The sequence below is a fragment of the Streptomyces sp. NBC_00354 genome (genome assembly GCF_036106915.1).
In the GTDB taxonomy this organism is placed as follows: Bacteria; Actinomycetota; Actinomycetes; order Streptomycetales; family Streptomycetaceae; genus Streptomyces.
Genome location: NZ_CP107983.1, coordinates 8,040,545 through 8,061,617 on the forward strand (window position 1 = coordinate 8,040,545; position 21,073 = coordinate 8,061,617).

At 71.2% G+C, this 21,073-nt stretch carries 21 protein-coding genes and 2 pseudogenes; 6 read left to right on the top strand and 17 right to left on the bottom strand.

The window, feature by feature from the left end; translation table 11 throughout:
* Positions 1–53: 53 nt before the first annotated feature.
* The 3 genes and pseudogenes from OHT74_RS36900 to OHT74_RS36910 form a co-directional block, all read right to left on the bottom strand.
* Positions 54–382, bottom strand: a pseudogene (locus OHT74_RS36900) (helix-turn-helix domain-containing protein); the annotation flags it as partial.
* Between the two features lie 268 nt (positions 383–650).
* Positions 651–1,016 (bottom strand): darcynin family protein, encoded by a 366-nt coding sequence (locus OHT74_RS36905; RefSeq protein WP_328622675.1) that lies wholly within the window; start codon positions 1,014–1,016, stop codon positions 651–653.
* Positions 1,006–1,920: an NAD(P)H-binding protein gene (locus OHT74_RS36910; RefSeq protein WP_328622676.1), complete on the bottom strand. Its 915-nt coding sequence runs from the start codon at positions 1,918–1,920 to the stop codon at positions 1,006–1,008. The genes OHT74_RS36905 and OHT74_RS36910 overlap by 11 nt, the downstream gene beginning before the upstream one ends.
* 112 nt (positions 1,921–2,032) lie before the next feature.
* On the opposite strand from OHT74_RS36910, the gene OHT74_RS36915 reads away from it, so the two are divergent.
* Positions 2,033–2,980 carry a LysR family transcriptional regulator gene (locus OHT74_RS36915; RefSeq protein WP_443047633.1) on the top strand — a complete coding sequence of 316 codons (948 nt, stop codon included), beginning with the start codon at positions 2,033–2,035 and terminating at the stop codon, positions 2,978–2,980.
* Between the two features lie 182 nt (positions 2,981–3,162).
* Here the strand turns inward: OHT74_RS36915 and OHT74_RS36920 are convergent, their stop codons facing one another.
* Entirely contained in the window at positions 3,163–4,200 is a 1,038-nt protein-coding gene (locus tag OHT74_RS36920) for an ArsR family transcriptional regulator (protein WP_328622678.1), read from the bottom strand.
* A gap of 84 nt (positions 4,201–4,284) precedes the next feature.
* Here OHT74_RS36920 and OHT74_RS36925 point away from each other — a divergent pair, with 84 nt between their 5' ends.
* On the top strand, positions 4,285–5,415 hold the full coding sequence (locus OHT74_RS36925; RefSeq protein ID WP_328622679.1) for an alpha/beta fold hydrolase: 1,131 nt from the start codon (positions 4,285–4,287) through the stop codon (positions 5,413–5,415).
* A 233-nt stretch (positions 5,416–5,648) separates the two neighbouring features.
* Here OHT74_RS36925 and OHT74_RS36930 read toward each other — a convergent pair whose 3' ends face one another.
* From OHT74_RS36930 to OHT74_RS36955, 6 genes and pseudogenes are all read right to left on the bottom strand, one after another.
* Positions 5,649–5,912: a hypothetical protein gene (locus OHT74_RS36930; protein ID WP_328623504.1), complete on the bottom strand. Its 264-nt coding sequence runs from the start codon at positions 5,910–5,912 to the stop codon at positions 5,649–5,651.
* Between the two features lie 350 nt (positions 5,913–6,262).
* Positions 6,263–6,352 (bottom strand): annotated as a pseudogene (locus OHT74_RS36935) (hypothetical protein); the annotation flags it as partial.
* A gap of 71 nt (positions 6,353–6,423) precedes the next feature.
* Entirely contained in the window at positions 6,424–6,867 is a 444-nt protein-coding gene (locus tag OHT74_RS36940; protein ID WP_328622680.1) for a hypothetical protein, read from the bottom strand.
* 167 nt (positions 6,868–7,034) lie between these two features.
* A complete protein-coding gene (locus OHT74_RS36945) occupies positions 7,035–7,472 on the bottom strand; it encodes a hypothetical protein (protein WP_328622681.1) in 438 nt (145 codons plus the stop codon).
* The gene (locus tag OHT74_RS36950) at positions 7,472–8,767 is read right to left on the bottom strand and encodes an amidase domain-containing protein (protein WP_328622682.1); all 1,296 of its coding nucleotides are present in this window, start codon (positions 8,765–8,767) and stop codon (positions 7,472–7,474) included. Before OHT74_RS36950 ends, OHT74_RS36945 begins: the two co-directional genes overlap by 1 nt.
* A 3-nt stretch (positions 8,768–8,770) precedes the next feature.
* Entirely contained in the window at positions 8,771–9,094 is a 324-nt protein-coding gene (locus OHT74_RS36955) for a type VII secretion target (RefSeq protein ID WP_328622683.1), read from the bottom strand.
* A gap of 215 nt (positions 9,095–9,309) precedes the next feature.
* Here OHT74_RS36955 and OHT74_RS36960 point away from each other — a divergent pair, with 215 nt between their 5' ends.
* Positions 9,310–9,813 (top strand): hypothetical protein, encoded by a 504-nt coding sequence (locus OHT74_RS36960; protein ID WP_328622684.1) that lies wholly within the window; start codon positions 9,310–9,312, stop codon positions 9,811–9,813.
* 85 nt (positions 9,814–9,898) lie between these two features.
* Here OHT74_RS36960 and OHT74_RS36965 read toward each other — a convergent pair whose 3' ends face one another.
* Together OHT74_RS36965 and OHT74_RS36970 are read right to left on the bottom strand one after the other, a co-directional pair.
* Positions 9,899–10,330, bottom strand: coding sequence for a hypothetical protein (locus OHT74_RS36965; RefSeq protein ID WP_328622685.1), 432 nt, complete (start codon positions 10,328–10,330; stop codon positions 9,899–9,901).
* Between the two features lie 110 nt (positions 10,331–10,440).
* Complete coding sequence (locus OHT74_RS36970; RefSeq protein WP_266670972.1) at positions 10,441–10,788, bottom strand: hypothetical protein; 348 nt, start codon at positions 10,786–10,788, stop codon at positions 10,441–10,443.
* Between the two features lie 330 nt (positions 10,789–11,118).
* Between OHT74_RS36970 and OHT74_RS36975 the strand changes: the two genes are divergently transcribed.
* Together OHT74_RS36975 and OHT74_RS36980 are read left to right on the top strand one after the other, a co-directional pair.
* Entirely contained in the window at positions 11,119–13,041 is a 1,923-nt protein-coding gene (locus tag OHT74_RS36975) for a hypothetical protein (RefSeq protein WP_328622686.1), read from the top strand.
* 130 nt (positions 13,042–13,171) lie between these two features.
* A complete protein-coding gene (locus OHT74_RS36980; protein ID WP_266670976.1) occupies positions 13,172–13,711 on the top strand; it encodes a peptidase inhibitor family I36 protein in 540 nt (179 codons plus the stop codon).
* Positions 13,712–13,772: 61 nt separating this feature from the next.
* Here the strand turns inward: OHT74_RS36980 and OHT74_RS36985 are convergent, their stop codons facing one another.
* The 5 genes from OHT74_RS36985 to OHT74_RS37005 all read right to left on the bottom strand — a co-directional run bounded on the left by OHT74_RS36985 (position 13,773) and on the right by OHT74_RS37005 (position 19,829).
* Entirely contained in the window at positions 13,773–16,736 is a 2,964-nt protein-coding gene (locus OHT74_RS36985) for a tetratricopeptide repeat-containing serine protease family protein (RefSeq protein ID WP_328622687.1), read from the bottom strand.
* Positions 16,726–17,019 (bottom strand): trypco2 family protein, encoded by a 294-nt coding sequence (locus OHT74_RS36990; RefSeq protein ID WP_266670979.1) that lies wholly within the window; start codon positions 17,017–17,019, stop codon positions 16,726–16,728. Before OHT74_RS36990 ends, OHT74_RS36985 begins: the two co-directional genes overlap by 11 nt.
* A 319-nt stretch (positions 17,020–17,338) precedes the next feature.
* Positions 17,339–17,734 (bottom strand): barstar family protein, encoded by a 396-nt coding sequence (locus OHT74_RS36995; protein WP_328622688.1) that lies wholly within the window; start codon positions 17,732–17,734, stop codon positions 17,339–17,341.
* A 741-nt stretch (positions 17,735–18,475) separates the two neighbouring features.
* On the bottom strand, positions 18,476–19,192 hold the full coding sequence (locus OHT74_RS37000) for a hypothetical protein (protein ID WP_328622689.1): 717 nt from the start codon (positions 19,190–19,192) through the stop codon (positions 18,476–18,478).
* 418 nt (positions 19,193–19,610) lie between these two features.
* Positions 19,611–19,829, bottom strand: a complete 219-nt coding sequence (locus OHT74_RS37005) for a hypothetical protein (RefSeq protein ID WP_328623505.1) — start codon at positions 19,827–19,829, stop codon at positions 19,611–19,613.
* A gap of 69 nt (positions 19,830–19,898) precedes the next feature.
* Between OHT74_RS37005 and OHT74_RS37010 the strand changes: the two genes are divergently transcribed.
* A complete protein-coding gene (locus tag OHT74_RS37010) occupies positions 19,899–20,450 on the top strand; it encodes a hypothetical protein (protein ID WP_328622690.1) in 552 nt (183 codons plus the stop codon).
* Positions 20,451–21,073 lie beyond the last annotated feature (623 nt).

Sequence of the window (21,073 nt, forward strand, 5' to 3'; positions counted from 1 at the left end):
TGCTGCCGTGACGACGGTACGACCGAACCAGGTCAGATTCCGTCCTAGTTCCCTCATCCGTGGATGATGCGCCGGACTGGTGCACGCGTCCTCACCGGATTCGGCGGTGCTCCGATCAGGCGATCGGGTACAGCCGCGGGGACGGGGCGGAAGGTGCGGCGGTATGCCTGCGGGGTGACGCCGACGGCAGCGTGGAAGTACTGACGCAGGGAGACGCCGGTGCCGAAGCCGGCCCGATGGGCGACGCGGTCGACGGGCCAGTCGGTGGTCTCCAGCAAGCGGCGCGCATGGTCGATGCGTTGGCCGTCGTCCCGCCAGGGCGGCACGACGCAGGAACGACCTCGTTGGCGATCCGACTGCCGTGATCGCGGCAGACGCGATGTTTGCCGGCAGCCTGCGGTCCGTGAGCTGCCCGAGCGTTGCCTGTTCGGGTCGAACACCCCCTACGGAGACGTGGCCGCGGCGCGGCACACGGTCGAGGCCGCCGTCGCCGATCCGGCGGTCGCCGCATGGTCCTCGGCGGCAACGCGGCCCGCCTCCTTGCCCGGGGGCTGACCCTGCACCGGGCCCGGTGGCGGGCCGATGATGGAACACCGGAACCGGAAACCCCGCTGCAGGGCGGCATTCGGCGTCGTGGGCCGGGTGGTGTGTCAGGTCGTGATGGTGGTGACGGCCTCGAGGCCGTAGGTGCGGGCGTAGCCGTTCTCGGTACCGACGAGGAGGTCGACGACCTTGAAGTAGCGGTCCCAGAACGGGGTTTCGCGCAGTGCGTCGATGAGGAGCTGATACGCGTCGTGGTCATCGGCTTCCCAGACCCAGACGTCGGTGACGCGGGTGGAGTAGAACTCCGTGTCGTAGAAGCGTGAGCGGACGCCGGTGGTCCTGGCTTCGATCGCGGGGACGACCTGGGTGGTGAAAGCGTTCATGCGTTCCCGGGGGGTCATGGCGAGCCACTCGGGCAGGGTCTTGATGAGCATGAACGCCGTGACCGGCGGTGTGGTGTTCTCAGCGGGCATGACGGGCGCCTCCCGAAAGAACTGCGGGCTTGAGGGTCTGGGCGCACCAGTGTTGGAAGGTGGTGGGGGAGACGGTGGCCGGGGTGCGGGTGACGCCTGCGTCGAGGCCCTCGTTCTTGGCTCTTTTCATGTCGACGACGCCTTGGGCGAACGCCTCGTTGAGGCGGTAGCCGAGGAGGTCGGTGTACAGCTCGTCGAGCGGCTGGCGTTCGTAGCGGACGGGGCGGCCGAGTTGTTCGGTCATGATGTGGGCCAGGTCGTTGGGGGAAAGGTTCTGGGGTCCGAGTACGGGGACGCTGTCGTTGCCGGACCATGAGCGGTTGCGCAGCAGGTCGGCGGCGACGGCCGCGATGTCGGCGACGGCGACGCGGGGGGCCTTGCAGTCGGCATCGATGGCGTCGGTGAAGACGCCCGTCTCTCGGATCGAGTCTGCGTCCTCGAGAAGGTTCTCGAAGAAGGACGGGCCGGCCAGGGCGCGGTAGGCCACGCCGGTGCCGGCGATGAGGTCGTCCATGGCGAGGGAAGCGGTGACGAGTCCGGCGCGGTGGGCGACGGAGGTGCCGCGGCCGAGCGCGGAGACGCCGACGACGTGGCCGACGCCGTGGGCGACGAGGGCCTTCGCGGCCGGCCGGGTGAAGCCGCAGTAGGCGTCCTCGGGGGTCAGGGATGCGTCCGGGGGGACGAGCCAGAACACGGCGTCGGCGCCCTCGAAGGCGCGGTCGACGACCTCGGCGTCGCCGTGCGAGCCGGTGATCACCTCGACGAGGTCGCGCACCGCGTCGGGCAGCCGGGCGGGGTCACGTACGACCACGCGTAGTTGCTCCTCGTGAGCGGGGGCGGATTCCAGGAGCAGGGACAGCAGGTGACTGCCGATGTTCCCGGTGGGAGCGGTGATGACGATCATGGAAACCTCATGGGTCGTGCGGATCGGGACGACCCTCATCCTGTGAAAGACCAAGGAGTTGCCACAATGGGAACTTGAGCACGGGATCATTGCCTGAAATGGAATAATGCCTATGAGCAGCAGTGCAGAGCCTGTCATCGACGCCAATCTCGCCGTCGCGTTGGACGCTTTGCTGACCGAGCAGAGCGTCACTCGTGCCGCTGCCCGCCTGCACACGTCGCCGGCCGCCATGAGCCGCACGCTCGCCCGGCTGCGGCGCATCCTCCAGGACCCCCTGCTGGTCCGGGCCGGCCAGACCATGGTCCCCACTCCCCGTGCCCAGGCTCTGCGCGAGGAGACGGCGGCGGTGGTGCGCCGCCTGGGAGCGCTGCTGGCTCCCGGCGCCGGAGTTGATCTCGCCGTCCTGCGCAGCACCTTCACCCTCCAGGCGGCCGACTTGGTCGGTGCGGCGTTGGCCCCGGGGATGTTGCGGCTGGCCCGGCAGGAGGCGCCGGGGATTTCGTTGCGGTTCCGGGCCGAGGAACTGGAAGCCGGACCGGCGCTGCGCGACGGCCGGATCGACCTGGAGATCGGGTCCATCGACCACGTGGACCCCGAGACCCGGATCGAAGAACTGGTCACCCTTCGGATGGCGGCGGCCGTCCGGCCCGGCCACTCTCTCGCCGAAGGGACCCTGACCCCGGACCGGCTCGCTGCCGCCGATCATGTGGTGGTGAGCCGCCGTGGCCGGTTCACCGGTCCTCTGGACGCCGCTCTGGCCGAGCTGAACCTCCGTCGACGAGTCGCTGTCGTCCTCCCGAGCCACATGGCCGCGATGACTCTCGCTGCCTGCAGTGACATCGTCTGCCTTGTCCCCACCGCACCCCCCGGCGGCGTTCCCTCCCCCCTCACCGACGCCGCCACCACTCTGGGGCTTCGCCTCCTCGACATCCCCTTGCCTCTGCCGCCGTTGACCATCGGCATGGCGTGGCACCCCCGCCACGCCGCCGACGAAGGCCATCACTGGCTGCGCAACGCCGTCCGCCGGACTCTTCACGCACCTGGCGGTTCGACTGCCTGACGTCACATGCCGATGTCTCGAGGCCTTGGCGCAGGCCGGCTTGGAGCAAGCTGGTCGATTGAACACTGTCCCAATGTGCGAGATGCTCATCTCAGCTCATGGGCGGTGTCAACAAACCCATGGCACGCGCTCAAATTCCATAAGGTGGATGTGCACGGTCTCGGAGGCAACCGCTTCCGCGGTCAGGTGATGTTCCGGGTTGTGAAGGCACCGAGGGGCTTGCCGGGAGAGCACCGAGGTGGTTCGTCGTCGGCCGTGCCGCCGGCCAGCAACAGCTCCGCCAGGGCCGTCCGTTGGTGGTGCACCGAGCGGCCCGTGCGGGTGGTGGTGAGGAGACCGGCGGCGCGTAACGCCGCGGCATGGGCGGAGGTCGTCGCATTGCTGACGCCGATACGGCGTGCCAGTCCCGTGGTCGTACGGGCTTGGTCCAAGGAGCACAGCAGGGCGAGCCGGGTGCGCCCGAGGACTCCCGCGAGGCGCTCGCCCAGTGCGTCGCCCCCGTCGGGGAGGAGCGGCAGCTCCGGGCCCGCCGGGTAGGTGAACACCACCGGACGGTCCGGCAGGTCCTGAATGAGCGGGCCGCCACGCCAGTGAAAGGTCGGCCGCAGGATCAGCCCGCGCCCGCTGAGCCGGACCTCCCGCCCGCCCGGGGCGCCCGCCAGGGGCCACTCCCAGACTGCGTCACGCAGCCGTGGCCCCGGGGCCAGGCCGGTCAGCGCGGCGCCGAGGCCCTGTTCGGCGACGGCCAGGGCATGGCGGGCGAACTCCGCCCGGTGCAGGCTCTGGACCTGCGGCCACACCGGCGCGAGAACCGTCTCGTACGCCGCCCTCTGCGCCCGTCCAAGCGTCCGCCAGGCGCCGGCGTCCCCACCGTGCAGGGCGCGAATCCACGGCGGTGCCGGACGTCGCGCGTACACCTGCTCGATCCCGGCCCGCACGAACTCGGCACGGGCCGCCCTGACCAGCGCGACCCCCTCGTCCAGCGTGTCGCCGAGAACGTCGAGGAAGGCGGGGGCCACACCATCCGGCACCAGGTCCGCGAGCGGCTCCACCGCACTCGGCAGGTTCCGCTGCAGCCTGCTCCGCCAGCGACCGAACAGCAGCGCCTCGTGCGGGGCGCCCAGCATCAGCAGCGCCGCGTGCAGCTCGGGCACGGGCGAGGGCCGCGGTGCGAACCGCACCCGGGTGAAATCGTCCGCCGTGAAATGGATCCGGATCACGCACATCCCCCTGCTCCGCGCCAGCCTTTCGGGCCTGGCCGCAAGCTTCGCCCCGGCCCAGCGCCCGCCCCCAGGATGCCGCCCATGACCTCTTCCTTCACACCCGGCCGCCGCTTTCTCGCGAAGTGCGCCCTCGCCGGCACCGCCGCCCTGCTGCTGGGCTCCGCCCCGGCCTCCGCCGCCGTCCGCGACGCAGCGCCGCGCCTGCACCTGCGTCTGCCGGCGCCCAGCGGGCCGTACCCCGTCGGCGGGTGCACCCTCCACCTCGTCGACCCCTCCCGCAACGACCCCTGGGACTCCAGGATCGGCGTACGCGAGCTCATGGTCACCGTCCTGCGGCCGGCCGTCCCCGGCCACCGCTCCCCGCGCGCTTCGCAGATGACCCCGGACGCCGCCAAGTCCTTCGCCGACCTGGCCCACCGGATCCACCCACCGCTGCCGCCGACCGGAGTCGACTGGGCCGCCACCCTCACCCACGCACGAGCCGGCGCCGAGCCCCTGCCCGGCCGGCGCCCCGTGCTGCTCTACAGCCCCGGCGGCGGTGACGCCCGTACGATGGGCAGCTCCCTCGCGGTGGACCTCGCCTCGCACGGCTGGACCGTCATCACCGTCGACCACCCCGGAGACGCGAGCGAGGTGGAGTTCCCCGACGAGCGGCCGGACCGCGGACGGGTCCGGGAGACCGTACTGACCGGACCACCCGACGCGGCCACCTTCCGCACCATGACCGACACCCGGGTCGCCGACCTCCGCTTCGTCCTCGACGCACTCGGCCTCGACCACGTCGGCGCCTACGGCCACTCGGCAGGCGGCACCGCGGTCGCACAGGCGCTCCACGAGGACCGGCGGATCGCCGCCGCCGTCAACCTGGAGGGCTATCTCGACCAGATGGACGGCGAACTCCTCCCGGTGGCCCGGCAGGCGACGGACCGACCGCTGCTCCTGGCCGGCACCGACGGCTTCCGCGACGCCCGCCTGGACCGCTCCTGGGCCGCGCTCCTCGACCACGGTGGCCCGGTCGCCCGGCAGCAGCTCGACGACACCCACCACTGGGTCTTCACCGACTACGCGTCCCTCGTCCCCCAGCTCCAGCAGGCCGGTCTGATGGCCGCCGTCGGTCGCGCCTCCATGACCGGCCGGGCCGACCCGCGCGTCACCGTGCCCGCCGTTCGCAACCTCGTACGGTCGTTCTTCGCCCGCCACCTCCCGAGGTGAGGGCCGCTCCGACCGCTGTCCTGGGACCTCAGCCTACGAATGGCTGCGGTCAGCCGGTAGAGCCAACTGACCCTGAGGTCCTGCGCCCGATGGGCACAGCGCGTCGCGCCCGGACTGCTCTCAGACGGCTTTGCGTGGGTCGGTGGGACCGGAGCGCCGCGTGCTGTGAGCAGGTCAGCGAAATTGGTCGAGGGGTTCGGCGGCGTAGGAGTCGTCGGTGAGCTGTGCGTCGGTCAGTTCGTGGCGCCGGGCCGGGCGCCCGTGTTCCCGGTGGCGGTAGACGGTGCCTGCCGGGCGGCCGCTGACGATCCGTACGCGTGCGCCGTCCGGGCCCTGGGCGCCGAGCAGCTGATGCTGGCGCTGCCCGGGTCGGCGTACCCGAGTTCGCGGAAGAAGGCGCGGACGTCGGTGACGAACGCCTCGGGCTGCTCCAGGGCGAGGAGGAGGCCGTAGGCGAGGGTCTGAGGGCGGGTGGACTGGATGGCGTTGAAGCCCATCTTGTCCTGCTGGAACGCCTCCAGCCGGGCGAGCCGCTCCTGACCCGATCGGGTGCCTGGCGCCCCATCTCGGCGGCGATCCAGGCGCCGCCGCCCGTGCCCTGGACTCCGTAAGCGGCGTACCCGAGCCGGTCCAGCGGCTCGACGAAGGCGCCCGCGATACGTCCGGTGTTCCATCCGGCCTCGCCGAGCGGACCGGAGAAGCCGGTGCCGGGCGTCGAGGTCACGATGACGTGGAAGCCTTCCGCGAGCGGCCGGATCACGTCGACGAACTGTACGAACGAGCAGGGCCAGTCGAAACCGTCGGCCCAGTAGGCGGCCAGATCCTTGAGGTAGGCGGGGGGCACACCGCGGCTCCAGCCGCCGCCGGGGATCTCACTGCCCCGGCGGGTACGGGCCGGCCGGTCGTGCAGGTCGTCGAGCTCGGCAAGACCCGACACGAAGCACTCCGCTGCCTCAAACGCTACGTCGCACGTGAGATCTACCGACTGATCACAACATCACACAGGCCCTAACACCCGTCGCCGAGCTTGATCCCCGACGCGGCAGCCGAGTACACGACGTACAGCTGGATCAGCTCCATCGGAATGGCCAGAACGCTGAACCACACGGTGGTGCCGGCGAGCAGACCCGGCCAGGTCTCCCCGAGCCGGAGGCCGTACCGGCCGCGCAGCCGCCGCGCGAGCAGCACGCACACCGCCACCGCTGCCACGCCGAGGACCGCACCGGCCCACCCGGCGACGTACTCCGTCATCGGGAAGGGAAGGTGCCGGCAGGCTTCCCGCTGCCGGTCGGCCCACGCGTGCTGGATGTCCTGCGTGTGCAGGGAGGTGGCCACGCCGGCCACGACCAGGAGCGGCACCGTCAGTGCCGCCGTCACGGTGCCGAACGTGACGACAGGCTTCCGTGCGGTGGTGGTGACGCCGAGCGTGTCGGGGAAGGACGGCGCAGCCATCGGTACCCATCAGTTGAGGTCGGACAATGCCTTGTCGGTCACGGCGTGGCGGCAGCCGTCGTGCAGGTGGACGCGAGCAGGCCGCCGCGAGCAGGCGTAGGACACTCGGCGGAGCCACCCGGACGCCTTGCCGGTGCCAAGGTGCCGCCGCCGGTTCGCCGTGGCTCCTACTCGCAGTCGCCCAGGACCGACCCCGATCCATCGGGGGTGAACGTGGCCCACAGCGTGAACAGCTCCAGGAGGATCGCCAGCACGTTGATCCACACCACGATGTAGGCCACGAGCCCCGGCCAGGTCTCCCAGATCCGGAGGCTGTAGCGCCGACGGATCCGCCTGGCGAGCAGTACGCACAGGAGCACGGCTGTCACACCGAGGGCCGGCCCTGCCCATGCAGCGGCGTACTCGCTCAGGGGGCGGGCCATGAGCCTGCATGCTTCCTGCTGCCTGTCGACCCAGTCTCCGTGGATGACCTGGACGTACCAGGAGGTGACGACACCGAGCGCGGCCACGACCGGGACGAGCAGTGCCGCACACAGCATGCCGGGCGAGACGCGGCGCGCCCGCCCGGTGTCGTGGACGGCGGCGGGGGAGGGGGAGGTTTCCATCAGTACCAATTCGGGTGCGGTCGGACGATGTGGATGCGCTGCTCACCGTGGTTCTTGGCGGCGATGTGTTCCCGGCTGTCCAGACTGACGTTCTGGAACGAGCTGGTGTGCTGGCTCAATTTGACGTCGCCGTCAGGGGTCACCGACGTGACCACGGCAGCGTGGTAGATCTCGCCCTGGGGCTCGGCCGGGTCGGAAGCCACCTGCTCGTAGAAGATGACGTCGCCAGGGAGTGCTTCCGCTTTCGTGACCTCGGTGCCGCCATTGCTCACAAGGAAACCGTGCAAGCCCTTGGCCAGCGCCCACGAACGGGAGTGGTACACCCGTTGGTCGATGTACGACCACCCCAGGCCGCTCTCCCTGCCCCAGGTGTTGTCACCCATGGGTCCCGTCCAGAAGTCGAACTTCTTCTGCATGCCTCCGGCCTCCAGGGCGGACGACACGAAGTTGGCGCAGTTGTTGTCGAACTTCAGGTCGTCCTTCTTGTCCCAGTGATCGAGTGCGTACCGCACCATCTCGACCCGGTCTATCTTGCCGTCGGGGCCGCGGAGCTCGCGGCCGACCTCGGGCGGCAGGCCCTTGAGGTCGGCGAGGGTCACGGGATCGGCCCGCATGAGGTCCTTCTGCTGCTGCGGGGTCAGGCCGTCCCACCAGGCACGCTGGAGGTGCGGGTCCTTCCCGACCGGGATGTCGGCCCTGAGCATCTCGAATTCGACGTGGGATGCCTCGACGAGGATCTCGTTGTGCGCCCGTGAGGTGTCGGAGACGTTGATGGTCGTCGCCAGCTTGTCCAGTTCGGCGGAGGCCTTCGCGTCCGCCTGCGAGGCCTCGCGCAGGGCTTCGTCTATCAGCCCGTTGACCGTGGCTATATGCCCCTGCTCCTTGGAGTAGGCATCGCGCACGCTCTGCGGGACGTTCGGGCCGACGGGGGCGGCGCCCGTGTACGCGCCCACGGCACGGCCGTCCTGGATGCCCAGCCCGTGCTCGTTCGCCAGCTCGATCGCGTGGGAGAGGGTGCGCTGGGCGAAGCCCATGGAATGGGCCAGGGCGTCGAGGACCATGGCCACGCCCTTCATGATGTCGCCGCCGGACTCCAGGCGGTCGGCGAGGTCTTCCAGGCGCTTGCCGGCCGTCTTGCCGGTGGCGTCCGCCCAGTGGTCGTCGAGCGGCTTCTTGCCTTGTGCGCGGATGTCCTCGCAGGCGGAGGATGAGCGCCGGGCGAGGTCGACCCAGTCGTCCGCGGCCTTCTGCCACTGGTCCACGCGGCAGTCGTGCAGGTCGTGATAGGCGACCACGGGTCAGTTCCTCCCGAAGTCGGCGAGGCCGTGCCGGAGCCGGTTGAAGGCGTCCTTCGCCTGGGCGTCCGTGGTGTCGTAGGCGTTCGCCGTGGTGTGGAGATTGTCGGCCATGGTGTCCATCTGCTTCCCCAGGTCGACCATGTGGTCCTCCCAGGCCGTCGCGCACCGCTTCAACGCCGCGGCCGAGGCCCAGCCGTGGTGACCATCGGCTGCCGTGTCGCTCGAATCGAGGGACCGGCGAAGGTTCTCCAGTGCCTTGGCGGCGGCCTCGTTGGTTCCTCCTGCGCTCTGCCGCACGTACTGCGTCTTGATGTCTATGTCCACGAAATCCCCCATAAATGGCTTGGAACAGCCTAGTTGATTTCGAGTGAAAATCTGACAGCAGGCACGGCGCCGGGCATCGCGCCCATGCCCGGCATACTCCGGATCAACTCAGCGTGCGGGTGCAGTGAGGTGTGCTGGGCCTGGGCCGCCCGATGCCTCCGAGACGGAGCGCCAGGCGGCCACCGACCGGCAGACGCGGCTGCAGGTTCCCGCTGTTGGCACAGGGAACGGAGGACCGGCTCGTGCGCATCCCCCGGGCGGGCGCCTTCGACCGGCCCGCCGGTACCACGTGCACCAGCGGCTACGTCGCGACCAGAAGGGCTTGCGGGTGGGGTCGCGCCGGAGCCCGGGCCGTCCGGGCGGGCACGGTCTGGGGCCAGTGGCGGGACGTGGCCCTGGTCTGCGTGTGCGGAGCCCTCGCCTTCTACCTGTGGGGATGCCTGCACCTCTTGTTCCTGGACGACACGCGCCAGTTCGAGGCCTGCCTGGAAGCGGGCGGACCGCAGAGGGCGGCGCGCGTGGACGCGTTCGAGGGGGACTTCGTCCCCTTGCGCCTGCTGTGCCGCATCGACGAGGGCGGCAGCTACTCCGCGGGCGTACCGGGCTATGTCAATACCCTCGTCGCCGTCCTGGCCATCGGCGCCGTGGTCACGGGCGCTCTCGCCACGGCCGAACGTACTCAGCTCGAGAAGAACCCCGCGAAGGGAAACGAGCGTTGAGCCGGGCACATCACGTCGTAGCACCCATCCGGGGCACCGTCTCGGCGTCCCGGATGGGTGCTGTGCACGTAACTCTGGCCGGCTGTCAGTGCCAGGGGGTGCAGTTGGGAAGCCAGTTCCCGAACGCGTCAGCTGTGCATACCTGCACCTTGTAGGGGCTGCCGTCCCAGACGTCCGAGTAGTCGTGTATGAGGATGTCGGTGGCGCCGATCCAATCCGTCACCTCGGTTTCCTCGTACCAGGTTTTGCCGTTGTCTTTGGTCCAGTTCATCCAGACCTTGTCGCCTTGCCACCCGGCAGCCCGGTAGTTGGCGTACTCGTGATGGTCACTCCCGAGCCTGGTCCACATGACCAGATTGCCGTGTGCGGTGTTGGCGGTGAGGCACCTGTAGTAGTCCGGAGGGCATGGCACGTACGCATCGGCAGCCGACGCCTCCGATGCCCCGACGGCCACGCTGCCGAGCATGAGGCTTGCGGTGAGCACACCCCGCACTGCGATCTTCTTGATCGATTTCAAGGTTCCCCCTCACACGGTCACCGGGCAGACCGACAGTTCGGCGCCTCGGTTTGTACGACATGGAGCAGCAGGAGCAGTGTTCTGCAGCGGCTTGCGCCTGGTGCCCTGGCTCAGGCGGTCTCGTACACCCAGCCGGAAGCCGCGCCGCCGCCGACCCGGGCCCGCCACGCGAGGGTGTTTCCGTCCCGAATGCCGGTCTCGTTGGGGCCCACGTCGCGCCAGGTGCCGTTGCCGTTGTGGTTCCCGAACGTTTGCTGGGGACCACCGTTGACCCTGACGTCCAGGTACGCGGTACGGCCGTCGCCCTCGGTGTCGCCGATGCCGAACATGTTCCGTGACGGGTCGAAGTACACGTATGCACCCTTGATGATGCGGGTGTCGGCGCTGGCCGAGGTCGCGGCGGTCACCACGGTGACCGCGGCTGTGGCGACGGCGAGCAGAGCGAGCTTCTTTCGCATGTGTTCGTCTCTTTCGGCAGAGTTCCGGTTGTCCCGGCGGGTGGGTTCCGCCGGTGTTCCCAGATTTCGGGCGTCCCGATTGTCCGTCCACAGAAATCGGGGAAATCGCAGTTCAGCCGCGGACAATCGGCATTGTCCGCGGACAGGGACGGATCCATCGCCGTCCGTATCGCTCCCTTGCCGGATGAGCCGCGCGGAATCGAGCCACGGAACGTCAGGTTGTCCGACAACCAGTGGAAAGCCCGGCGCCTCACCTGATCTGCTGGTACGTCGACCGGAACGGGGCGGTCGGAAACCCGGGCGCCCCGCGGACACGGAGGAGCCGCACGGATGGGCAGGGCGGGGCGTCTGCAAGGGGAACCGAAGGGGGAGACCGTCCAGGCGAATGCGCTGGCGGTGTTCCTGCGGGGCATGACGGAGGGCCGTACGGTCCGGGAGTTGGCGAAGTCGTACGGGGCGGGAAAGACCAGTTGGAGTGACTACCGCTCGGGAGTGAAGATCATTCCCGTGGATCTCCTGAAAAGGGTGATATACGGCCGGGTCCGTGATGAGAGGGGCCGCGCCGAATTGTGGACCCGCGCCAGGGAACTGCATGCCGCCGCCTGCGCGGCCGAGGAAGGCGGGGCCCGATCGGACGGCGGAAGGGAAACCGCTCCGGAGACCTGGGAGATGCTTCGGCGCGCTCGGCGCCAGGCCGACACCGAACTCGCCCAGTCGGAAGAAGCGTTACGCACCCTTCTGGGGCTGACCGCGAGGCTCCAGAAGGAACTCGACGACGCCATCGCCCGAGCCGAAGGCGGGCCGGCCGTCAGCGCCGGACCCGAGCCACAGCAGGAGGAGCGGCGCGGGGACGCAACGCCCGACGACCGCGCCGCCCACCTGCCGGGGACGGAGCTCGTCCTGTGGACACCGCGTGCTCCTGCCCTGTACGGCCTGGCGGGCGCCGTGGCCCGGATCGGCACCGAAGTGGAGGACCGCAGGCGGCAGATCAGCCGCCTGCGCGACGAGGCCCGGGACTTCCGGGAGCCGTGCCCCGCGCCGGTCCGTGGGGGCCTGGTACTGCGGGGATCCCGCGCACCGGCAGGCCGGGAGCGCCGGAAGCTGCCGGCGCTCCCGCTGCCCTCCCGCATCCTCCGAGGCGCCCGGGATCCGCGACGACTGCGCCGGGTACTGCTGCTCACCGCGGTCGCCCTGGCCCTCTCGGTACCTGCCACCTCCCTGGAGCAGGTCCGGCAGCGGGCGGCGCCCTCGGTGGCCGAGCCGGTGGCTCCCTTCCTTCCCGGCCCCCTGGAGTCCTCGGCGGGTTCCATGCCCCCGGCCGGCTCCCCGGCGCCGGGGAGCGCGCCGCCACAGAGCGCCCCCTCCGACGGCACCACCACATCCCCACCGACCTCGTCCTCCTCCCCGGGGGTGCCGAGCCCCGGTGTCCCGGACGCGGCGCCGACCGCCCCCGGCGGACCCGCCGACGTACCGGCCGCCACCGGCAGCGGCGTCTACGCGATCGCGGAGGACGGTTCGGCTGTCGTCCAGTGGAGCGGCAACGGCACCGAATGGGTGAGGATCGGCGGTCCGGCGGCAGAGCTCTACGCCGGCCCGGCCGGGGTCTTCGCCACCGATCCGGTGACCGGCGACTTGCGCGGCTACAGCGGCGTTCCCGGCCGCTGGCGCACCGTCAGCGGCCGCGCCGCCGGGTTCGCGGTCAGCGGACCGGACCTGTACCGGCTGGCCCAGGACCGCAGCGCCGTCCACCGCTGGGACCGGGCGCACGCCACCTGGATTCGGGTCGGGGGCCCGGCGGCACGTCTCTACGGTGGGGGAGCGGGACTGTTCGCCACCGACCCGGTGGACGGCCGGATCTTCGCGTACGGGGGGAAGGGCGAAGCCTGGTCGTACGCGGGGGCCGCGGGCGCCGACTTCGTCGTGACCGACCAGCATCTGTACGGGCTCAACCCAGAACGGAGTGCGGTGTTCCAATGGAGCGGTGAAGCGGGCGTGTGGAGCCCGGTCGGAGGTCCGGCGGCCGCCCTGTACGCGAGCCCCTCGGAGCTGTACGCCGCCAACGGGGCCGACAGCGGCCTGTGGCGCTACCGTGCGGGCGCCTGGACCCGCGTCGGAGACGCCGGAACGGCATTCGGCGCACGCGGGGAGCGCCTGTACCTCCTGGACAAGGACCGCTCGGCGGTCTGGGAGCGGAACGGCGCGGCCTGGCTACGGATCGGCGGCCCCGTACGGGCACTGGTCGTCGCCGGCTGACGCGGGCGGCGAAGGCGCCGACATGATCCTGAGCTGTGTGGCTTCACCACGCAAGCGGGTGGTCACAGGCGGTCGCGACCGAGACGGGACACGGCGTCTGGTGGTGCGATCAAGGCGGAACGGAGGTGCGATGGAACAGCCCCCGCAGGCCGTCGCGCTGCCTGCGGCTTCCCGGAGAGTGGCGGTGATCCCCGTGACCGTACGCGCCCTGACCGAAGGACGGCGAAACGACCGTCGTCCGCGCGAGGGGAGGTGGAGGGCGGCGGCCGCCGCTGCCGTCTGCGCGGTCTGCGTCGCCTTCACCCTCGCCCCCGCCACCCCGTCGGCGCAGACTGCCGTACCCGTCCCGTCCGAGCCCTGCACCTCCGGCTGGGTCTGCGGCTGGACCGGCCCCGACTACACGGGCGTGGCGAGCTTCGTCTCGCAGGACATGCCGCGGTATCCGGAGACGACCGCATACGTCGGATTCAACGGCGGTGAGTCGGTGTGGAACGCTGCCGGGACGTGGCGCCGAAGCGGCCGGCTGTGGGGCCGGTGCGTCACCGTGTACAACAGCACCGAGTACCGGGGCCAGAGTCGGACCATCCGCCCGGACCAGGGCATCGCCCGGATCCCCGCGTCGTTCGGGAACATCCACTCCAACCGCTTCCACGCGTGCCGGCTGTCCTGACCGCCCCGAACGCATGGTGCGGCGTTGCCGGCTGACGGTGCGCAATGCACGGCGCGCGGCGTCAGGCGTGGTCGCGCAAGTGCTCGGCCTGCACGGTCAGCCAGGCCGGGCGGACCATCTCCACGTTGCTGCCGGCGCCCTGCGCTGCCCGGTCCAGGGCATCGGCCGCCACACGCGCAGCGGGCACCATCCTGGCGCGGGCCGCCTCGCCGAGTGCCTGCGCCGCCGCGGCCTCGGCGGCCCCGGCGCGGTGCAGGCAGGCGGCCGAGCGCTCGGCCGCCTCGGCTGCCTGCCCGTACCGGCCCAGGGTCCACTGCGTCCAGGCGGTGTTGTAGAGGCAGACGCCCTCGGTCCGCGGATTCTCCATGGCCGACGCCGCGCGCACCGCCTCCTCCAGGCAGGACAGAGCCTCCTCGGGGCGGTCCAGGGCGAGCAGGGCCACACCCTTGGCGTTCAGCGCGTAGTCCGTCGCCTCCTGGACGCCCGCGGCCGCGTAGGCGCGTACGGCCCGGTCGCCCGCCGCGATGGTCTCCTCCCAGCGGCCCAGTGTCAGCAGGGCCGTGAAGCGGGCGTTCCAGGAGCGGGCTTCGGTGAGCCGGTCCCCGGAGGCCGCGGCGATTTCGCCCAGCCGGTCGGCGCCCGCCAGGGCTGCCTCCCCGTCGCCGAGGGTGCTGTGGGCGAGACTGAGGCTGAGGACGGCGTGGGCCTCCGCTTCGGCATCGCCGTTCTCCCTGGCCAGTGCGCCGGCCCTGGCCAGCGGGATCGTCGCGTCTTCCAGGCGGCCCAGCTGCCGGTGCGCGTCGCCGAGGCCGAACATTGCCTCCTGGAGCACACGACGGTCCTCGATGCGCTCAGCCAACTCCGCGGCCTCGGTGAAGAGTTCGAGCGCGTGCGGCAGCGGGCCGGCGCTCAACCGGGCGTGCCCGAAGCTGATGAGGTGAGCGAGACGTGCCCGGTCGTCGTTCACTTGTTCCTCCAGTGTCAGGTGCATCGAGATCGCAGCGAGCACGGAGCCGTGCCACACCATCCATTGCCCGATGGCGCCGAGGATCAGCGCCGCCTCGTCCATGTCCCCGGCCCGCACCCGGTGGTCGAATGCCCGCCGGTGGGCCTGTATGTCGTCCAGCGTGCGCCAGTCCCGGCGGGCCGGGGCGATCCGCGCGTACCACTCGGCCGCCCGCCGCTCCAAGGCAGGCCGCCCCAGCAGGCCTTCGGCCGGCAGGGCACCGTACGCGAGGTCGGCGTCCATCGGGTGCAGGGCATACGTACGGGTTCCCCGGTCCACCGACAGCATGCGCATCCGCAGCAGGCCGGACAGGGCGGCGGTGACGTCGAGGGCGGGATCGAGGCCGCCGACGATCCACTCGACCGCCTCACGCGGCGCCGGGGTGCGCAGCACCGCGAGCACGTTCAGCACGCTGCGGCTGTCGGCACCCAAGCGCTGGTAGCGGTCCTCGGCCAGGCCGGCGACCACGTCACCGCGCAGGGTGAAGTCCTCGAGTACGTCCTCCAGCGTCGGCAGCATCAGGGTGTCGTCGGCCATGGCGCCCACCAGCAGCTCCAGCGCGCGCGGCACCCCGTGGACGCGGACCGCTGCCCGCAGCAGCCCCTCGTCCGAGAGCTGCGCCACACCGAGGGTGCCGTCGTGGTCGAGTTCGCGCAGCAGCGCGACGGATTCGGCGGGCGGCAGGCCGTCGGACAGCTCGACCTCGGCGGCGAACCGGCGCAGTTCGGGCGGCAGGCGCAGCGGTAGCGACGAGGTGACCAACAGCCTGGGTGTGCCCCGCGCCCGGAAGAGGCAGTCGAAGAAGGTGTCGAGTTCCTCGTCGTCGAGCCGGCCGTCGTCCAGGAGCCGGTCCTCCAGGTTGTCGACCAGGATGACGAAGAGCCGGTCCCCCATCGCGGCGAACAGTTCATCGACCTTGTCCGGCACGGGGCGGTTGGCGGCCCAGACGTCCAGCAGGCGTGCTTCGTGCGCGGGGCCCAGGGCGCGGGCGCAGTCGAAGTAGAGGCGTTCGAGGGAGACCCCGGAGGTACGGGTACTCAGGTTGACCAGGCCCGCCGGAAGCGGCGCCTGGGCGTGGCCCGGCCACTCGCCGCGTTCCAGCAGCTCCATGACCTTGGCGGCGACCGCGCTCTTGCCGATGCCCCGGCGCCCGGTGACGGTCACCATACGGATGCCCGGGTCCGCGAGGTGGCGGCCGATCAGGTCCCGGGCCTCGGCCCGGTCCTTGAACAGCTCGAGGCCGTGCGCGACCGGCAGCCCGATGACCTTGGACGAGGCCGGCGGGCCCGGCGCGTCCGGCTCGGCGCCGACCTCCGGCAGCGCCGCGTGATCGGGGATGGTCAGCAGCGCGGCCAGCTGCGCCCGGGGGCCATCGGCGACCCGCTGCAGGGTGTGGTCGATGCGGACCGCCGTGAGCCGGCCGAGGCCTTCTCCGCGGTGGTGTTCGGCGACAACCCCGACGAGGTACCGCCCGGCCCACACGGCGGCCCCGGACATCCCCGACCAGGGTGATACCGCGGGGTCGGGGTCGGCGGCCGCCGCCGGGACCGTGATCTCCAGGGTTCCGGTGCGCAGGTTGGACAGGGCGGCCACGGTTCCGTCGGCCTGGTGCAGTTCCCGGAACTGCATGCCGTCGGCGCCGCGTCGGCGCTTCCACAGGGGGAAGCCCGCCGCGTGGACGTCTATGACGGCATGGCGGTCGTCGCCGATACGGCCGAACCGCGTGGACGGGACGGGCGCCGCGCCCGGCGGGGCCGTGAAGCTCAGCACCGCGACGTCCGTCCCGGGATCCGACCAGGCGAGCTCCGCCGCCGCGGCCCACTGGCCCGGCCGGTCGGCGTCGAAGCGCACCAGCACCTCTGCCGCCCCTGCCACCACGTGGAATGCGGTCAGGACCGCCGAGCCGCCGACCTGGTACCCCGAGCCCCGCCGCCCGCCTCCGGCGGCGGTGGTGACGATGACCTCGGCGATGCGGTGCGGGTCGAGCCCACCGCGCCCGGCGGCCGCCTCAGCGCTCACCGAGCAGCTCGTCCCCGGAGATCAGGGCCATCTGCTCGGGAGCGTCCGCCCGTACGGGCTGGAGTGTGAGGGTCAACTTCTGGGTGACGGTGGTTGAGCGCTTCGCCGAGGCGCCGGCGTCGAAGACCCAGAACCGCACCTTCACGCCCGGTTCGGTGGACCGCTCCACTCCCACGGTCAGTTCCAGTTCCACGCGCTCCGCCTTGAACTTCAGGTCGGATTCCTCGCCGGCGGACATCGCGCGGCTCAGCTCGCTGCGCAGCTGCGCAATCATGTCCGCCAATTCGACCGCATCATTCACAAGAAGCCCCCAGGCCGGTCCGCATGTCAACTACCCACGATGGTAGTCAACATCATCACGCATCAGCGCACGCCGGTGGCCTTTTCGACCGCGGACCGAGGGACGAGCGGTGCGCTCTGCGCCTCTGCTGATGGCCGCTTTGCCATGTCGGACGCCACACCCCTGCCGGTCCGTCTCGACAAGGTGCTGGACGGCTCGCGGGGAACCCCGCCCTGCCGTCCGAGCTCGTGCGCCGCCTCTTCGCCTATCGCAAGGGCCGCCAACGTGCGGTGGCGGTGTCCCGGTCAGCTGAGGCCGGACCCTATGGCAAGGGCGTCTCATTCAACAATGACCGCAGATGCTTCTTCAGGGACGGGACGGATGCGGCGTCGCACGCCATGACAACTACCAGCCTGCCCAGTTCAATGCCCTGGGGCTTCTGCACGTAGGACCATCGCTGTCCGGCCCTCAGCAGGGTCTGGAAGAGCAGCCGCTGTCCGGAGGCGTCGCCCGGCAGGGCCTCGTCCGCGGCTTCGATGATCAGTACATAGTGGTCCGCAGAGAGCCAGTCCAGATCGCGCAGACAGTCGGAGAGGGCGTTCCAGTTCCAGCCGAAGTAGTCGGGCAGCCGCAGGCCGTCGTAGAACTGCTGGAAGACGGCGTCCGTGTCACGCATCTCCCGGCCGTCGAGACGGGCTACGTACGTCCTACCAGCCACGGGAAGCAGCAGATCGACAGGCAGAGCGCCTTGCTCCGGAGCGACGTGCAACCAGGGCACGTTGTGCACCGCCGCCCTCCCTCCCATGGTCCAGGCCCCAGGCCACCGTCGGCGTATGCAACACAGCTGCAGAGCCTAGATCCAAACGAAACGGCCCAGCCGATGCGGGCCAGTGCCGTTCGGAAGATCCGGCACAGTTCCTAGTCCACGAGGATGCTTCGACGCTTCCACCCTAGCGGCGGTGCGAGGCCGTCACCGCGTGGAGGGTGGGGAGAGCGGCGGCCGCGGGGTCGCGGCCAGGGGGCCCAGGTCGGCCAGGTAGCGCAGGGCCGGGCGGCCGAGCCCTGCCCGTACGGCCGCGCCGGACACCCGCAGGCCCAGTTCCGGGTCCCCGGTGATCCGGCAGTGGGCCCAGGCGGCGGTCTGCTCGCCGTGCCAGCGGTTCGGCGGGCGATCGGGGTCGAAGGCGAAGCGCCGCGGCCGCGCTTCGCCCGTGGCGAGGCGGGCGAGCAGACCGGCCGCCGCCGCGGCTGCCGGGCCGTTGCGGCCCAGCGCCTCGGCTGCCGGGCGAGCGGACGGCGTGTCCGCGGGCCTCAGGGCCCCAGGCGAGCCGTGCTCGGAAGGCCGGGAGCAGCTCCGCCGCCCAACGCCCCGGAAGCCGACCGACGTTCAGCCGGAAGTTCCCGAGGCGTTCCCGGTACAGAGCCGGGGCCCGGTCGTCCTCCATGGCTACCAGCGCCGTCACCGCGGTGTCGTTGTCCCGCGTCTGGGCGCCGACTCCCGACCGCTCGACGAAGCGGACGACCCGGTCCGCGTACGGGGCCGCGGCCTGGCCGCCCCGGGCGAGGACTTCCAGGGCGGCGGAGGCCACGCCCGCCTCGTCGTCCAGGCCCCATCGAGCTGGATGCCCGCCGCCGGCAGAGCCTTCGTCCGCAGGTCCACGCTGCGCTGGCCGGCCAGTCCGTGCACCAGGGCCGTCGCCTTTCGCGAGTGCGGGGCCATCAAGTCCGCGAACTGGGCGACCGAGACCTGGCGGACGGGATTCCACGGCGTGTCCGCCGGTGGGTCCTCCCCGGCCAAGGACACCGTCCGGGCCACGGCGCGGCCGGTCCCCGTCACGGCCTCGGGGACGCCCGCCGTCAGCACCGCCTTCGCAGCCGCCGGCCGGACGTGGGCATTCCTGTGGTCCAGCCACGGCCGCAGCCACGCCGCGACCTCCGCCGGATCCCAGGCGCCGGTGCCGGATCCCGCATACCTTCCCACCGCGAGCAGTTCGGAGATCAGGGCCGTCGGGTCGCTCTCCACGGCGGCCCGGCGCCGCAGGGCGTCGAGGGCCGCGGGGTCGTCGTCCGGGAGCTCGCGCAGGACCCAGGCCGCGCGGGTGCGTACCGCCGCCGCCCGGTCGGCCACCAAGGGCACCACGTGGTGCCCGCTGGACGCGAACACCGTGTGGGACATGAAGTGGACGCCGACCGGACGCGGACAGGTCCAGGCGCGCCGGGCCACGAGTTCGAGTACCTCGCAGCGCAGCCGGCGGTCGAATTCTCCCGCCCGGCGGGGACGCCTTCGAGTAGGTGCCAGGGCACGCCGGCCCCCCGTTCGTCCATGGCCGCGGTCTTAGGGGTGTCAGCCGGCCGGGCCCCGGCCCGGGGGCGCCACCCGACCGGCTGCGGCCCGGTTTCGTAGGGGGAGAGCGGGGCGCCGGACCGTGCTCCATCCCCACGGAGTCGTCGTGGCGAAGATCGCGTTCTGAGTGAATCCGAGGGATACCGGCCATCAGTCGACCAGCGCGGCGGCTTCGTTGATCGCCGAGGTGGTCCACCGCGGCCGTTCGGCAGGCACGGGGCGGTATTCGGAACTCCTCACGTGCCGCACGTCATCCTCGCCGCCGCCTCACGCGTATCCGAGGGCTTTCAGGCACGTTGGCCGCCGGAGGCTGGACGGACCGCGTCCTGCCGGCGCGGGCCAGGACCGCGATGGCGCGGGTGAGCTCGCTGTCGTCGGGCAGCGAGCGGTGCAAGGGCAGGTCGGTGCGCATGATGTGCGCGAGGGACAGCGCGTCGCGCTCCGCGAGCGCGGCCGGTGTCCCGGACAAGAGGCCGGGAGGCGCGTCCTCATCACGGCGACCCGGGCGCCGGGTTCCGATACCGGGGTCCCGATAGCCATGGCGCGCATCACCCATCAGGGAAATGCCGATCTGCGGGCATTGGCGGAACAGGTTCCATTTACTCGGCTGTTCCTTTTGGCCAATTCGGGCCCGTCAGGCGCCATTGACCCTGCTGGAGAACCTGAAATAGCGTTCCGACAACAAACCCAACCAGGGGGGAACCAGTCCATGCGCAGCAAGAAGACGATCGCCCTCGTGCTCGGTGGCGCCACGGCCTTGGCCGGGACCGTCGTGTTCGGCGGCACGGCTCAGGCCGCGACGCTTGAGCCGACCGGTACCAAAGTGACGGAGCACGTCGTCTGGGAGGCTCCCGTACCTGGGAAGGTCACTCCGATGCACGTCCCGAACCACGGTTTCAACACGTACTCCTTCAACGGCGTTTCGTGGCGCGCGACGGTCACCGTCGACTACGGCCGTACCGGAGCGTGGACCCACTGCAGCGACGGCACGGACATCCACGGCCCGCTGCAGGGGCCGGGATTCTGGGACTTCGGCGGTAGCTGTAGCGGTCATGGAACGATTACGAAGTACGGGTGGTACGACGGCTGATCGGTCCTCGGCGGGCGTTCCGCTGCCTAAAGAGAACAGTGCAGTGGGAGGATTTCCGGTTTACGAAATACCCCCGACGTGAACGCGTTCCGGGGATTTCCGCAGCCCGCCCGCGCACCCGAGGCGCACCTGGACGGACATCCGGCGCGCCGACCCGGGCGCGTACCAGCTGACCTTCTGACCACCGCCCGTGCGGTGCTGGACGTCGGCGAGGACGCGGTGATGCTGTCCGCCTCCGCCTCCGGCTCCGCCTGCTCCTGCGGTGCAGGAGCAGGGCCTGGGAGCCGGTGCCGCAGCCGACGTCGACGATCACCTCGTCCGGCCGCGGAGCCACATGCATGGCCGGCAGGCCGCGCCGGAGCCGCTCGCGCACCAGCGCGGCCATGGGGTCGTAGAGGCCCTGCGGGGCGAAGAGGCCGGCAGGGCGTGTGAACGCACGGGCGGCGCGCGGCAGCGGTTTCGCTGGATGGGGTCATGACGGTAGCGTCCGGCGCGCCCGGGAGGCCTCGGTCTTGTACGAACCGCTCGCCCTGAGGCCGAGGCCGCCGCCGCCCGGACCCGTGTCCGGACGGTGACGTTCCCGCCCGCCCCGGCCCCGGGGAAGTCCCGAACGGGTGCGAGCC

Bases quoted from the DNA above. Each gene is read 5' to 3' on its own strand.
- OHT74_RS36905 (WP_328622675.1), bottom strand. From the start codon at position 1,016: ATGCCCGCTGAGAACACCACACCGCCGGTCACGGCGTTCATGCTCATC.
- OHT74_RS36910 (WP_328622676.1), bottom strand. From the start codon at position 1,920: ATGATCGTCATCACCGCTCCCACCGGGAACATCGGCAGTCACCTGCTG.
- OHT74_RS36915 (WP_443047633.1), top strand. From the start codon at position 2,033: ATGAGCAGCAGTGCAGAGCCTGTCATCGACGCCAATCTCGCCGTCGCG.
- OHT74_RS36925 (WP_328622679.1), top strand. From the start codon at position 4,285: ATGACCTCTTCCTTCACACCCGGCCGCCGCTTTCTCGCGAAGTGCGCC.
- OHT74_RS36930 (WP_328623504.1), bottom strand. From the start codon at position 5,912: ATGGGCTTCAACGCCATCCAGTCCACCCGCCCTCAGACCCTCGCCTAC.
- OHT74_RS36940 (WP_328622680.1), bottom strand. From the start codon at position 6,867: ATGGCTGCGCCGTCCTTCCCCGACACGCTCGGCGTCACCACCACCGCA.
- OHT74_RS36945 (WP_328622681.1), bottom strand. From the start codon at position 7,472: ATGGAAACCTCCCCCTCCCCCGCCGCCGTCCACGACACCGGGCGGGCG.
- OHT74_RS36970 (WP_266670972.1), bottom strand. From the start codon at position 10,788: ATGCGAAAGAAGCTCGCTCTGCTCGCCGTCGCCACAGCCGCGGTCACC.
- OHT74_RS36975 (WP_328622686.1), top strand. From the start codon at position 11,119: ATGGGCAGGGCGGGGCGTCTGCAAGGGGAACCGAAGGGGGAGACCGTC.
- OHT74_RS36980 (WP_266670976.1), top strand. From the start codon at position 13,172: ATGGAACAGCCCCCGCAGGCCGTCGCGCTGCCTGCGGCTTCCCGGAGA.
- OHT74_RS37000 (WP_328622689.1), bottom strand. From the start codon at position 19,192: ATGTCCCACACGGTGTTCGCGTCCAGCGGGCACCACGTGGTGCCCTTG.
- OHT74_RS37010 (WP_328622690.1), top strand. From the start codon at position 19,899: ATGGCGCGCATCACCCATCAGGGAAATGCCGATCTGCGGGCATTGGCG.